Raw genomic sequence first — 12,409 nt, 5'->3', positions numbered from 1 at the left:
CACTATGCCGGGTTTAAGAAAGAGATCGGTTAATCTTGCCGGACACGCGACTTCTGTTGCGTTGGAGCCGGAGTTCTGGGTGGTGCTGGAGACGATGGCCAAAGAGCGCCGAATCAGTCTGGCGGCGCTGATCGCCGAGCTGGATACGAAGCGCGGCGAAAGCCTGCTCGCCTCCTTCTGCCGTCTGTCGGCCCTAGCCTTCGTGCAGCAGAAGGCAGGCGGCAGCAAGAAACGCAAGCCGGAGGGCGTCTGAGGGGCGGGGCGGGGCTGTGCATAAGCTTTGAAGTGTGATGTTTCCGTTTGGTTCCGTCCGGCGAACGGGCTAGACTGGGCGGCATGAACGAAGACGTTTCCATCCCTATCAGTCAGCGGGCCTCGGTCAACGGGGCCTCCTTCAGCAGCGATTTTTTCAAAGGTCTCAATCCTGAACAGGCCGACGCCGTGCGTTCGACCGAGGGGCCGGTGCTCGTTCTGGCCGGAGCAGGTACGGGCAAGACGCGCGTTTTGACCACGCGCATCGCTCACATACTGGCGCAGGGGCTGGCCAGGCCGTGGGAAATCCTATGCGTTACCTTCACTAACAAGGCGGCACGCGAGATGCGCGAGCGCACGACGCGGCTGGTGGGGCCATCGGCGGAAGGTTTGTCTAATCTCGGCACCTTCCACTCGATTGCTGCGCAGATGCTGCGCCGTCATGCCGAGCTGGTGGGGCTGAAGTCGAGCTTCAACATCATTGACGACGACGATCAGACCCGCCTTCTCAAGCAGATCATGGAGGCGCGGCGCATCGACACAAAGCGGTTCCCGCCCAAGCTGATGGCTCATTTTGTTGACCAATGGAAAAACAAAGGGCTGACGCCGGACAAGGTGGCGAAGATGTCCGCCGACGAAGGCGCACAGTTCGCCTTCAACAAGGGGCCGGAACTCTACGCCGAATATCAGGAACGCCTGCGGGTATTGAACGCCTGCGATTTTGGCGACCTTTTGCTGCACACGCTGAAAATCTTCAGCGAGCATACGGACATCCTCGAACACTATCACCGCCGCTTCAAGTACGTGCTGGTGGACGAGTATCAGGACACCAATATCGCGCAGTATCTGTGGCTGCGAATTCTCACCAATGCCAATCGTAACCTCTGCTGCGTGGGGGATGATGATCAGTCTATATACGGCTGGCGCGGGGCTGAGGTCGATAACATCCTCAAGTTCGAACGCGACTATCCGGGCGCCAAGGTGATCCGGCTGGAGCGCAACTACCGCTCGACCCAGCATATCCTGTCGGCTGCGTCGGGCCTGATCCGCGCCAATAGCGCGCGTCTGGGCAAGACCCTGTTCACCGATCAGCAGGGGGGCGAAAAGGTACGTGTGCAGGGCCTGTGGGACGGTGCCGCGGAGGCGCAGGGCGTCGCTGAGGATATCGAGCGCCTAAAAAGGGAGGGCCGTGCCTATTCGGACATGGCTGTTCTGGTACGCGCCTCGTTCCAAATGCGAGCTTTTGAAGAACGCTTTTTGATGCTGCAAATTCCCTATGTCGTGGTGGGCGGCCCGCGCTTCTTTGAGCGGGCGGAAATCCGCGACGCCATCGCCTATCTGCGCCTGATCCAGTCGGAAGACGATGATCTGGCCTTTGAGCGCATTGTCAATGTGCCCAAGCGCGGCATAGGTGACGCCACGGTGCAGAAGCTGTTGATGCAGGCGCGGCTGGCCGGGCAAAGCGTTATGGCCGCGGTGCGCGATCTGGTGCAGACCGATGAACTGCCTGCGCGGGCCAAAACGCCGCTGATCGGCTTCCTGCGCGATTACGACCGCTGGGTTGCGGCGCTGAAAAGCACATCGCACGACGCCCTGCTGGATATGGTACTTACTGAAAGCGGTTATTACGACATGCAGCGCGCTGACAAGACGTCGGGCGGGACGCGCATCGACAACCTCAAGGAAATGATGAACGCCATGCAGGACTTCGAAAATCTCGAAGCCTATCTGGAGCATGTGTCGCTGGTCATGGATCTGGAGCGTGACAATGGCGAAAACAGCGTGCGTATCTCGACCCTGCACGCCGCCAAGGGGCTGGAGTTCCCGGTGGTCTTCCTGCCGGGTTGGGAAGAGGGCGTTTTTCCGTCGCAGCGTTCGATGGACGAAAACGGCCTGAAAGGGCTGGAAGAGGAGCGGAGGCTGGCCTATGTCGGGCTGACGCGGGCGCGTGAGATTGCTCGGGTCAGTTTTGTCGCCAATCGCCAGGTTTTTGGCCGCTGGACCAGCCAGATTCCGTCGCGTTTTATCGACGAAATGCCCATCGACCACGTCGAGGCGACATCGCAGACCGGCTATAATCAGGCCGGCTGGCAGTCGCAAGAAAGCCGCTGGGACCGTGCGGGTTATCAGCCTAACCACACGAAGAGCGAAGCGAAAGCCGAGGGCCGCTTCAGCGAGCGACTGTCCGGCGTCGATATGAGTCGGCTCGAGAAAAAACCGCAACCGCACCGCCAACCTGTCGCCAAGCCGCAACCCTCCAAGGGCCTTACTGTTGGCGCCCGCGTCTTCCACAGCAAGTTCGGCTATGGCCATGTGGTCGAAACCGAGGGCAACAAGCTGGTGGTCAATTTCGACATCTCGGGTGAGAAGAAGGTCATCGACAGCTTCGTGGAGAAGGCGTGATGAAAGCTTGGGGGGCGGGAGTCATTGCGGTATTGGCGTTGCTGGCGACGACAGCGGTCGCGCAGGACTGGACGCCGCTTGATGCCGACAATACGCTGATCCTGGAGACGACGCAGGGGCGGGTGATCATCGCCCTTAGCCCGCAAATGGCGCCGCAGGGTGTGGCGCGCATCAAACAGTTGACGCGGCAGGGGTTTTATAACGGCCTGCTGTTTCATCGCGTGATCGATCATTTTGTGGCTCAGACCGGCAATCCTGACAACAAGGACGGTGGTCGCAGCGCCCTGCCGGACCTACCGTTGGAGGCAGTGTTCAGGCTGAGCGACTCGGTGCCGCACACAGTGGTGGCGCAACCGGACGGGGCAACGACCGGCTTTATGGGTGCCGTGCCCTATGTGGCGATGACCGACCGGCATATACCGCCCGCCAGCGATGGGAGCCTTGCTGTGCGAGCCTGGGGGACGCACTGCCGTGGCGTGCTGGGCATGGGGCGAGGCGAAGCCACTGACTCGGCCAATAGCGAGCTTTATCTGATGCGTGATACGGTCACGCGACTTGACCGCGACTATACGGTCGTGGGCCGGGTCGTGTCGGGCTTCGATGCTCTGGCGGCCCTGAAGGTGGGCGAACCCTCGGCTCAACCCGACGCGATGAATCATGTGCGGTTGCTGGCCGATATGCCCGCGGCTGAGCGTCCGAAATTGGAGATCATGAACATCACCGGCGCGGCCTTTGCGGCGCTGGTCAAGGCGAAACGGGCTGAAAAAGGTGCAGATTTTTCAGTCTGCGATATTACGGTGCCGGTGAGGACTGTGCCGTGACATGGACCACCTTCGGCAAGGTGCGGGCGCGCGAAACCGATGAGGGGATCGAACTCTTCATTGACGGGCTGACCACACAGGCCAAATATTACAAGCCGCTGGTCTATGAGTTTTTCCGTAAGGAGTGGCGGGGGGCGCGGCCGGCCTGGGGCGACTACGCGGTGGAAATCCGCATGGAGCACGTTGGTGATCCGCCGTGGATGGACCTTGATAACCTCGCTAAGGCGCTGCTTGATGCCATCAAGGGGTTTGTCTTCCACGACGACAGTCAGGTGGCGCGGCTGCTGGTCGAACGCTTCGAAGGCGAGCGCGAGCAAATCCATATCCGCGTCTATGCACTAAAGCCGTAGGGGGGCGGGTTTAGCCCCACGGCGTGAGTGCTCCCCAACTCATAAGCAGGATAGCATAGCACAGCCAGCCGATATTGAGCGCCGTATGCGCCGCTTTTTGCCACATAGCCCAGCCGTCGGCGTGATAATGGGCCTCTTCATAGACGCGGTAGAGGCTGCCGAGCTGAAACAGGGTGGCCAAAGAGGCCAGAACCGCCAGCCACGACGCCATCTGCAACTGACCGCTGGGCCAATGGGTGAACAAGGCGCTGGGATCGCCGCTCAGGCCTTGACGCCAGGTGTTGAACAGGGCGATGGCGAGTATCCACACGGCCGCAGTAGCGTAGGAAATCCATGTCGCGGCGACCTGCGCCTCGGTTGGGTGATCGCGCTGACCCACGCGGCTGAGCCCCATCAGCACGAGAACACACGAACCCAGCATGAGCGCCGTCAGATTATATAAAGTCGAAGGTCGGTGTGCCCAGCCGACGCGCTCATAACGCGCCATATTGGCGCTGGTTTCAAAGGCGGTGGCGCGGCCGCCCTCCGGTCTAAACAGGAAATGCAGGCCGTCACTGCCAATCTGTGGCCCCAGCGGGTTCGCCTCCTGCGGGATGAAGAAGCCACGCGCGGCCGCCGCGACGTAGGCCGAGGATCCGTCGGGCGCGGAGACGATCAGGCGGCCCTGTGCATCGGCATCGACTTCCACTGTGTTTATCAGTCGCGTCACCGCCCCTTCCAGCCCGCCATAGGCACGCCGCGTCGAAACATATGCCCCGCGCAAGGAGTCAAAATAGGCGCGATCGGCGGCATAAGTCTGAGGCGGCTGACGCGGGGCCGGTGTCACGCTACCTTCCACGTGCTGGATCAGTAGTTCGGGATAGGCGCGCGTCAGCGTGTCGCCGGTTTCGGTGTTGGCGGCGATGAAGATACCCAAATTGCGTTCGGGCACCAAAATTATATTGGCGTTGAACCACAAGGTTGCGCCCGTGTGACCATAGATCTTCAACCCATGCGCCGTCTCCCCGATACGCATGCCGGACGCCCAGCCATTATAGCCCTTGGGCATGGTCAAGAGCGGCGAGCGGAAGGCCTGAGCCGAGGCTGGGCCGAACAGGGTCACGCCGTCGAAGCTGCCATTGCCCAGCAGCAGCGACATATAACGCGCCATGTCCGCAGCCGTAGTCGAAGCCCCCAGCGCCCCGGCCATGGGCAGGGCGTGGTCGAAGGGCTGCGCCCGGAAGGTGGCCCCATCCCAGATGAAGCCCTGCGACAGGCGATCAGAAAGGCCCCCCGGCATAGGCGCAGGCAGGCCTTCGGCGGCGGCATTGGGGTGGATCAGCGCCGGATCGTAGGGTTCGCGCAGGGTGGTCGAGGCGAGACCCAGCGGCCGAAAAATCCGCGCCTCCATCAGGGTGGGCACATCCTTCGCCTCAGCTGTGCGGGCGGCCGCGCGGGCGGCTAACGCTGCCCCATAGTTGGAATAGGTCGCAAAGCTGCCCGGTTCGCGCAGGCGCTGCGGCGCATGACGGCGGAAATAGGTGTCGGTCGATTCAATGCGCTCGTCTTCTAGCCGGAAGAGGTGGCCCAGAGAGGTGTCCTCAAACCCCGCTGTATGGGCCATCAGGTCGCGCATGCGGATGGGCTTGAACCGCCGGTCCTTGGCAAAGATATCTTCGGGAAGATAGGCGGCGACGGGTCCATTGAGCTGGATACGCCCGGCCTCAATCTCCTGCCGTACGGCGATCCAGGTAAAGGTCTTGGTGATCGAGCCGATGCGGAACAGGCTGGTGCGGGCATCGACTGGCCGACGCGGAGTCAGACGGTCATAGCCATAGCCCTTGATAAGCAGCGGCGTGGCGCCCTGCACTACGGCGACAGTGACCCCCAGCACATGGTCGCGCTGCATCAGGGCCGAGACGGTAGCGTCGGTAAATGATTCGATGTCTTCCGGGCTGACCGGACGATTGACGGGAGAGGGTTCGGTCACTTCGGCTACAGGCGCCGCACGACGTGGGGCCGCCCGCGCAAGTCGCGGTATCGGGTTCGGGGCAGAGCTTGCCTGCGGCGGCGCGGCTTCGACGGGGGGGGCTTCAACAGGCGGCACCGGCGTGGCCGCCATCGCCGGCAGGCTCAGCCCCAGAACGAGGCACCCGGTGCTGAGCAGGGCTATCAAGCGGGCAGACGGTCGGCGCATTTGGCGAAACCCTGCGAATGCGGAGGCTATTTTTTGCGAAACTGATCGAGCGAGACGACCTTGGGGCCCGTATCGGGGGGCGGCGTGTCGGGATCGGCCGGTTTGCCCTCATCGGTTGCCGCGGCGGGCTCCGCGATCAGGCCCTCATCGTCATTTGCCTCCAGAGGCTCCTCGACGTCGAATTCGAGGATAAACTGCACGCTTGGGTCATAGAAGCGGGTGATGGCCGACAGTGGGAAGCGCAGCACCTTGGGCACGCCGCCAAAGCTGAGGGTCACGCTGATGCGGTCACCATCGACCTTCAGTTCGCGATACTGGTGTTGCAGCACAATTGTAATGTCACGCGGATAGCGCTTCAGCAGGTCGTCAGGGATGGTCACGCCTTCGGCGCGCGTCAGGAAGGTGACGTAGAAATGGTGGTCTCCGGGCAGGCCGTGCGGATGCGACGCCTTGATCAGGGCTTCGCGGATCACACCGCGCAGCGCGTTCTGGGTCAGGGTCGCATAATCCATGTGGTCAATGACGGACGGCGTATCGGTCATGTCGGGCGGGGCACCTGCATTGGGGGAATGAGTCTGCTCCAGACTTAACACGGTGCGGCTGAAACAAAACAGCAAAATGCCCGCAGGAGCCAGATTTCCCCGACTTGTGATGGCTTTGGAGAGGGTAGGTGGCTAAGTCCTGTTGCCAGGCCCTGGAAATGTTCGGGAAGTGCTGGACTTCTGTTGCCAGGCGTCCAGCGGGCCCCGCCTAGGGAGCTTAAACCCTAGGAGTTTAGGTGGATTAGATCCGCCGCATTACGCAGCAAGAGCTTGATCCGAAGCGAAGTTATCGTTCGCAACTATAATTTTGAGCCGATCACAGAGGCTCAAACTGAGGGAAGGCTACACCTTTACACGTCTGTCGATGCTGATCGGCCCCATGTAAACTCCGTAAACGGAGGGAAATGGTGGAGCCGCCGGGAATCGCACCCGGGTCCAGTCCGCTTATTACGTGGGCGTTTATCCCCATAGTCCCCGGAGGAACAATTTCAATATAGGCGTTTCGGCCGCGCGGCGAAAGAGGGCGCGCGGGATTTTTAGTTACAGGGGCTGCGGGCCGTTGATTTCGCCGCTGATGGCCGTGTGGCGTTCGAACGGAGTGATCTTTAGGCGCATGCCATCGCGCCAGATCGAAAAGGTCCGATTCCAGCTGCGGCGCTCCTGGTTGTAACAGCCGCCGCGACCCCGTCGCACAGCCATTTACTGAATAAAACGCTTGAACCACGCCAGCTTCAGTCCCATCTCGGCGACTGGTTTTGTCCCCGAATAGAACGGCATCTCCCGTCCATTTAATCGCACGTGGGGCTACTTTCTAAAGCGATCTCAAGGCAATGGAGGGGGGCGCGGGCACGCAAAAACGCGCTGCCGGGGAGGGAGCAGTGCGTCGGCTTGTGCCTCACAGGCGCTCAGGAGATCAGTCGGCCATGTCGAGCACGATGCGGCCTTCGATCTGTCCCTTGTGCATACGCGCAAAGATGTCATTGATGTTTTCCAGCTTTTCGGTGGCGATGGTCGCCTTGACCTTGCCGTCGCTGGCAAAATCTAGCGATTCCTGAAGGTCGAGGCGCGTGCCGACGATGGAGCCGCGTACAGTCACGCCATTGAGCACCATACCGAAGATGTCGAGCGGGAATTCCCCCGGTGGCAGACCGTTCAGGGACACCGTGCCGCCGCGCGACACCATGCCGAGCGCCTGCTTGAAGGCGGTGGTCGAAACCGCTGTAACGAGAACGCCTTGAGCGCCGCCATCGGTGGCCTTCTTAATAAAGGCCGCCGGGTCGGCTTCCGTTTTGGCATTGACCGTCACGGTCGCGCCCAGACGGAGGGCGAGGTCGAGCTTGGCGTCGTCAATATCGACGGCGGCGACGTTCAGGCCCATGGCCTTGGCATATTGCACGGCCATGTGGCCCAGACCACCGACGCCGGAAATGACCACCCAGTCGCCGGGCTTGGTGTCGGTGACCTTCAGCCCCTTATAGACGGTCACGCCTGCGCACAGGACCGGTGCTATTTCCGTAAAGCTGATGTTTTTGGGCAGGTGACCGACGAAGTTCGGATCGGCCACCACATATTCGGCAAAGCCGCCATTGACCGAGTAGCCGGTGTTGAGCTGGGATTCGCATAGGGTTTCCCATCCACCCAGACAGTGACGGCAATGGCCACAGGCCGTATACAGCCATGGCACGCCGACGCGGTCGCCTTCCTTGACGTGCTTCACGCCCTTGCCCACCGCCGAAACGTAACCGACGCCTTCGTGACCGGGGATGAAGGGGGGATTGGGCTTCACCGGCCAGTCGCCTTCGGCGGCGTGAAGGTCGGTGTGACAGACGCCAGACGCCTGAATGGCCACCTGAATCAAGCCTTCGCCCGGTTCCGGCATCGGCACCTCGTCGATGGTGAGGGGTTTTCCGAACTGACGGACGACGGCCGCCTTCATGGTTTTGGCCATTCTGCGTTTCTCCTGCGGATGGATGTGAGAGGCATAATGCGCCGAAGGAGGCCGTGCCGCCACGCGACGGATGAGCGCGGGTAAAACAGCGCGGGGCTTCAACAACCTCCGCGCTGTTCGATCTTTGATCAAAAGAAGCCGAGCTTGGCCGGTTGGTAGGAGACGAGGATGTTCTTCGTCTGCTGGTAGTGCTCGAGCATCATCTTGTGCGTCTCGCGCCCGATACCCGACTGCTTGTAACCACCGAAGGCGGCGTGGGCCGGGTAGGCGTGGTAGCAATTGGTCCACACGCGACCCGCTTCGATGCCGCGGCCGGCGCGATAGGCGGCGTTCATGTCGCGGCTCCACACACCGGCGCCTAGGCCATAGATGGTGTCATTGGCGATTTCGATGGCCTCTTCCACCGTCTTAAACGTGGTAACTGAAACGACCGGACCGAAGATTTCCTCCTGGAAGACACGCATCTTGTTGTGACCTTCGAAGATGGTCGGCTTGATATAGAAGCCGTCCTTCAGATCACCGGACAGGTGATTGGCTTCGCCACCGGTCAGCACCTTGGCACCTTCTGCTTTGCCGATATCGAGATATTTCTGGATCTTCTCGTACTGCTCCAGAGAGGCCTGAGCGCCGATCATCGTGCCCATGTTCAGCGGGTCTCCCTGGGTAATGGCTTCTACGCGTTTGATGGCCTTTTCCATAAATGTGTCATAGATCGACTCGTGGACCAAAGCCCGCGACGGACAGGTGCAAACTTCGCCCTGATTGAGGGCGAAGAAGGCAAAGCCTTCCAGCGCCTTGTCGAGAAAGGCGTCGTCTTCATCCATCACATCGGCGAAGAACACGTTGGGCGACTTGCCGCCCAGCTCGAGCGTGATGTTGGTCAGGTTGTCGGCGGCAGAGCGCATGATCTCCTTGCCGACGCCGGTTGAGCCGGTGAAGGCGATCTTGGCGATGCGCGGGCTTTTGGCCAGCGGCGCTCCCGCCTCGAGGCCGGTACCGTTGACGATGTTGAGAACGCCCGGTGGCAGCAGGTCAGCGATCAGTTCGGCGACAACAAGGATAGAGGCCGGGGTTTGTTCAGCGGGCTTCAGCACGACGCAGTTACCGGCGGCCAGCGCGGGGGCCAGCTTCCACGCCGCCATCAGGATCGGGAAGTTCCACGGAATGATCTGACCTACAACGCCCAGAGGTTCGTGGAAATGATAGGCGACCGTGTCGTGGTCCAGTTCGCCGATGGAGCCTTCTTGGGCGCGGATGCAGCCGGCGAAATAGCGGAAGTGGTCGATGGCCAGCGGGATGTCGGCGGCGGTGGTTTCGCGCAACGGCTTGCCATTGTCCCAGGTTTCGGCCTCGGCAACGAGGCCGAGATTGGCTTCGAGCCGGTCGGCGATCTTCAGAAGGATGTTGGAGCGCTCGGTCACCGAGGTGCGGCCCCAGGCCGATTTGACCTTGTGGGCGGCATCGAGCGCACGTTCGATGTCCTGTGCGTCGGAGCGCGGCACTTCGCACAGCTTCTGACCGTTCACTGGCGAGATATTGTCCATATAGCGGCCATTGACGGGTTCGACCCAGTCACCGCCGATAAAGTTACCGTAGCGGGTTTTGAAAGGTGTGGCGGCGGTGAGATCGCGTTCATGCTTGGTCATGCGAGTTGTCCTGAATTGATTGGGCTACGCCCCCTGAGGTGTCCAGCCTGCACCCCCGCGACAGCCCGTTGCAAGCACGGACAGACATGACGCGCCGCAGCATCACGCGCATTGTGAAACCCCGCTAATCCTGGCTGTTGCAGGCTGCGTCACCGCTGTCGAACATGTCGCATTTTGCGACAGATGACAGATACCCAAAGCGGGCGCATAATGCCTGCAACAAACTAAAAAACGGCAGGAAACCATGATCAGCGATCCGGCCCGCGTCGAGGCGGCGCGTAAGGCCTTTTTCGAAAAGCACAGCCTGCCCGTCGATCAGGTGGGGCACGCCATACTGCGGTCGTGGATACGCTGCGCCGATATGGGGCTTAATGCTGCCGCTGATCCGCGCACCGAAGCCCCGTCGACCAGCGATGTGCGCTTGCTGCACGAAAAGCACGAGGCGCTGCGCCGCATTTCACGTCCGGAACTGGACGCCTTGCACGCGGAGGCGCGTGAACTTTCGGGTATTGTCATTCTGACCAATGCGCGCGGTGAAATCCTCGACGCCGTCGGTGATCCGGGCTTTGCGGGCAAGGCGGCGGAGGTGGCGCTGCGCCCCGGCGTCCTGTGGAGCGAGGATGGTACCGGCACGAATGCCATCGGCACCGCCATCGCCGAGCGCCGCCCGGTGGCTGTCAACGGTGCCGAGCATTATTTTCAGGCGCATCGCGTGTTAAGCTGCGCCGCGACGCCAATCATCGACCCGCGCGGGGCGGTGCTCGGAGTGCTCGACCTCTCCACCCCGGCGAATATGCAGGGTGGCCACATGCTAGGCCTTATGCGGCTTGCGGTGGAACAGATTGAACACCGCCTATTCCGCGAAGGCTTCGAGTCGTGCCAGACCTTGCGTTTTCATAGCGATTCCAGTCTGCTGGGGGCAGCACGCGAAGGTATACTGGTCTTCCGGGACGGGGTTGTGGTCGCCGCCAACCGCCGCGGCCTGTCGCTGACTGGGCGTAACTGGGACGATCTCGACAGCCTGCGCTTTGACGACCTGTTCGATGCCGGGGTCTTACGGCCCGGCTCGCTGCACCTGCGTGACCACGAAGGGCGGCTCTATCACGCGCGCTGCGAAGTGGACGGGTTGGCCCCGGCAGTGACGAACCTTACTGAGGCACGGCTGGACGATGTCGAGACGGCGGCCATCCGGCGCGCTCTAGAAGCGCATGGCGGTAATGTCAGCGCAGCCGCGCGGGCACTGGGTATCCACCGTTCGACTATCTACCGCAAATCGGGTCAGTCTAGTATGAGCTGACGGGCTTCCAGCGCTTGCAGTCGTTCGGTTTCGCGTTGAGCGGCGACGATTTTTTCAGCTTCTATGGCGTGGGCCTTGAGCCGAGCGATGGCGCGCCAGAGTTCGGCCACCTCGCCCTTGTCGTCGGTGTCGTCTGGAACCGGGGTATCGAGCTTGCCTTCCGACAGGCTGATGATTGTTCCGGCCACATGCCGCAGCGGGCGTGTAATGAAGTGAAGGATCGCCAGAGCCGATAGACAAAGGATTCCCGCTATCGAAAAGAGGGCCATCAGCAGAAAGGTTTGACTGCGCTGCGCTGAAAAAGTGGCGGCTTCCGCCTGGGTGTTGGTGAGGTCCTTGCGCGCTTCAATCACCAGTTTGTCTAGGCTTTTTTGTAGTTGGATACGATCTTCCCGACTGGATGTGCCCAACGCCGTGGCTTTATCGATCGCCCCTTCGTTCGCCAGAGCCGCCACCTGACGACGGACCGCTATGAATGTACGTGCAGTCGGTTCAATTGCGGTGTAACGGGCACGTTCTTCGGCATCGTTTGACTGTTTCCAGCTTTGAAGTACTCGCTCAACCTCATCGAGGCCGCGGGAAAGGTTCCCCGCAAAAATCTTCGCTTCGGCGGCATCCTCGGAGAGGTAAATGCCACGCGATTCCATCACAACATTGCTGATCATGTGGTTGATGCGTTCGATGTCGTAGGCGTGGTCATAGGCGGCACCATATGCCCCCATCATCGCCTTGTAGCGGTCGAGAGACATCAATGCGAGGCCCGTAATGAGCAACGACATGACGGCGAACGAAGCAATCAGGGCCATCAAACGTAACCGAATCGACATGGTTCCCAAACTCACAATTGATAACGCGATTACGCTATCTGTAGCATCGGAAATGTAAAAATCATGTTTACTGGAAATATTTCAGCTTGATATCCCAAATGAAAATTCGGTGAGGTAAGATAATAAATTTGGTTATAAAGCGGGAAC

Annotated in this window: 10 protein-coding genes and 1 other RNA gene; 5 read left to right on the top strand and 6 right to left on the bottom strand. The window is 60.8% G+C overall.

Translation table 11 applies throughout. From position 1 onward, the window contains the following. Nucleotides 1-4: 4 nt before the first annotated feature. From ASTEX_RS08705 to ASTEX_RS08690, 4 genes are all read left to right on the top strand, one after another. Nucleotides 5-253 (top strand): ribbon-helix-helix domain-containing protein, encoded by a 249-nt coding sequence (locus ASTEX_RS08705; protein ID WP_013479248.1) that lies wholly within the window; start codon nucleotides 5-7, stop codon nucleotides 251-253. 83 nt (nucleotides 254-336) lie between these two features. Continuing rightward, nucleotides 337-2,655: an ATP-dependent helicase gene (locus ASTEX_RS08700; protein ID WP_013479247.1), complete on the top strand. Its 2,319-nt coding sequence runs from the start codon at nucleotides 337-339 to the stop codon at nucleotides 2,653-2,655. Continuing rightward, entirely contained in the window at nucleotides 2,655-3,476 is an 822-nt protein-coding gene (locus ASTEX_RS08695; protein WP_013479246.1) for a peptidylprolyl isomerase, read from the top strand. Before ASTEX_RS08700 ends, ASTEX_RS08695 begins: the two co-directional genes overlap by 1 nt. Beyond that, on the top strand, nucleotides 3,473-3,826 hold the full coding sequence (locus ASTEX_RS08690; protein WP_013479245.1) for a RusA family crossover junction endodeoxyribonuclease: 354 nt from the start codon (nucleotides 3,473-3,475) through the stop codon (nucleotides 3,824-3,826). Before ASTEX_RS08695 ends, ASTEX_RS08690 begins: the two co-directional genes overlap by 4 nt. Nucleotides 3,827-3,836: 10 nt before the next feature. On the opposite strand, the gene ASTEX_RS08685 is transcribed toward ASTEX_RS08690, so the two are convergent. From ASTEX_RS08685 to adh, 5 genes are all read right to left on the bottom strand, one after another. Further along, nucleotides 3,837-6,002 (bottom strand): serine hydrolase domain-containing protein, encoded by a 2,166-nt coding sequence (locus ASTEX_RS08685; protein ID WP_013479244.1) that lies wholly within the window; start codon nucleotides 6,000-6,002, stop codon nucleotides 3,837-3,839. Between the two features lie 26 nt (nucleotides 6,003-6,028). Beyond that, the gene (locus ASTEX_RS08680; protein WP_013479243.1) at nucleotides 6,029-6,544 is read right to left on the bottom strand and encodes an SspB family protein; all 516 of its coding nucleotides are present in this window, start codon (nucleotides 6,542-6,544) and stop codon (nucleotides 6,029-6,031) included. 168 nt (nucleotides 6,545-6,712) lie between these two features. Continuing rightward, nucleotides 6,713-7,067, bottom strand: a transfer-messenger RNA (tmRNA) gene (gene ssrA / locus ASTEX_RS19675). Nucleotides 7,068-7,457: 390 nt separating this feature from the next. Next, nucleotides 7,458-8,492: an alcohol dehydrogenase AdhP gene (gene adhP, locus ASTEX_RS08675; RefSeq protein WP_013479242.1), complete on the bottom strand. Its 1,035-nt coding sequence runs from the start codon at nucleotides 8,490-8,492 to the stop codon at nucleotides 7,458-7,460. A gap of 128 nt (nucleotides 8,493-8,620) precedes the next feature. Then, the gene (adh, locus tag ASTEX_RS08670; protein WP_013479241.1) at nucleotides 8,621-10,138 is read right to left on the bottom strand and encodes an aldehyde dehydrogenase; all 1,518 of its coding nucleotides are present in this window, start codon (nucleotides 10,136-10,138) and stop codon (nucleotides 8,621-8,623) included. Nucleotides 10,139-10,382: 244 nt separating this feature from the next. Between adh and ASTEX_RS08665 the strand changes: the two genes are divergently transcribed. Further along, nucleotides 10,383-11,435 carry a sigma-54-dependent Fis family transcriptional regulator gene (locus tag ASTEX_RS08665; RefSeq protein ID WP_013479240.1) on the top strand — a complete coding sequence of 351 codons (1,053 nt, stop codon included), beginning with the start codon at nucleotides 10,383-10,385 and terminating at the stop codon, nucleotides 11,433-11,435. On the opposite strand, the gene ASTEX_RS08660 is transcribed toward ASTEX_RS08665, so the two are convergent. Then, complete coding sequence (locus ASTEX_RS08660; protein ID WP_013479239.1) at nucleotides 11,417-12,262, bottom strand: MCP four helix bundle domain-containing protein; 846 nt, start codon at nucleotides 12,260-12,262, stop codon at nucleotides 11,417-11,419. The genes ASTEX_RS08665 and ASTEX_RS08660 overlap by 19 nt on opposite strands. Nucleotides 12,263-12,409 lie beyond the last annotated feature (147 nt).

The sequence above is a fragment of the Asticcacaulis excentricus CB 48 genome, from assembly GCF_000175215.2.
GTDB classification, from domain to species: Bacteria; Pseudomonadota; Alphaproteobacteria; order Caulobacterales; family Caulobacteraceae; genus Asticcacaulis; species Asticcacaulis excentricus.
This window is presented reverse-complemented; position numbering and strand designations above follow the sequence as displayed.

Bases quoted from the DNA above. Each gene is read 5' to 3' on its own strand.
- ASTEX_RS08705 (WP_013479248.1), top strand. From the start codon at position 5: ATGCCGGGTTTAAGAAAGAGATCGGTTAATCTTGCCGGACACGCGACT.
- ASTEX_RS08700 (WP_013479247.1), top strand. From the start codon at position 337: ATGAACGAAGACGTTTCCATCCCTATCAGTCAGCGGGCCTCGGTCAAC.
- ASTEX_RS08695 (WP_013479246.1), top strand. From the start codon at position 2,655: ATGAAAGCTTGGGGGGCGGGAGTCATTGCGGTATTGGCGTTGCTGGCG.
- ASTEX_RS08685 (WP_013479244.1), bottom strand. From the start codon at position 6,002: ATGCGCCGACCGTCTGCCCGCTTGATAGCCCTGCTCAGCACCGGGTGC.
- ASTEX_RS08680 (WP_013479243.1), bottom strand. From the start codon at position 6,544: ATGACCGATACGCCGTCCGTCATTGACCACATGGATTATGCGACCCTG.
- adhP (WP_013479242.1), bottom strand. From the start codon at position 8,492: ATGGCCAAAACCATGAAGGCGGCCGTCGTCCGTCAGTTCGGAAAACCC.
- adh (WP_013479241.1), bottom strand. From the start codon at position 10,138: ATGACCAAGCATGAACGCGATCTCACCGCCGCCACACCTTTCAAAACC.
- ASTEX_RS08665 (WP_013479240.1), top strand. From the start codon at position 10,383: ATGATCAGCGATCCGGCCCGCGTCGAGGCGGCGCGTAAGGCCTTTTTC.
- ASTEX_RS08660 (WP_013479239.1), bottom strand. From the start codon at position 12,262: ATGTCGATTCGGTTACGTTTGATGGCCCTGATTGCTTCGTTCGCCGTC.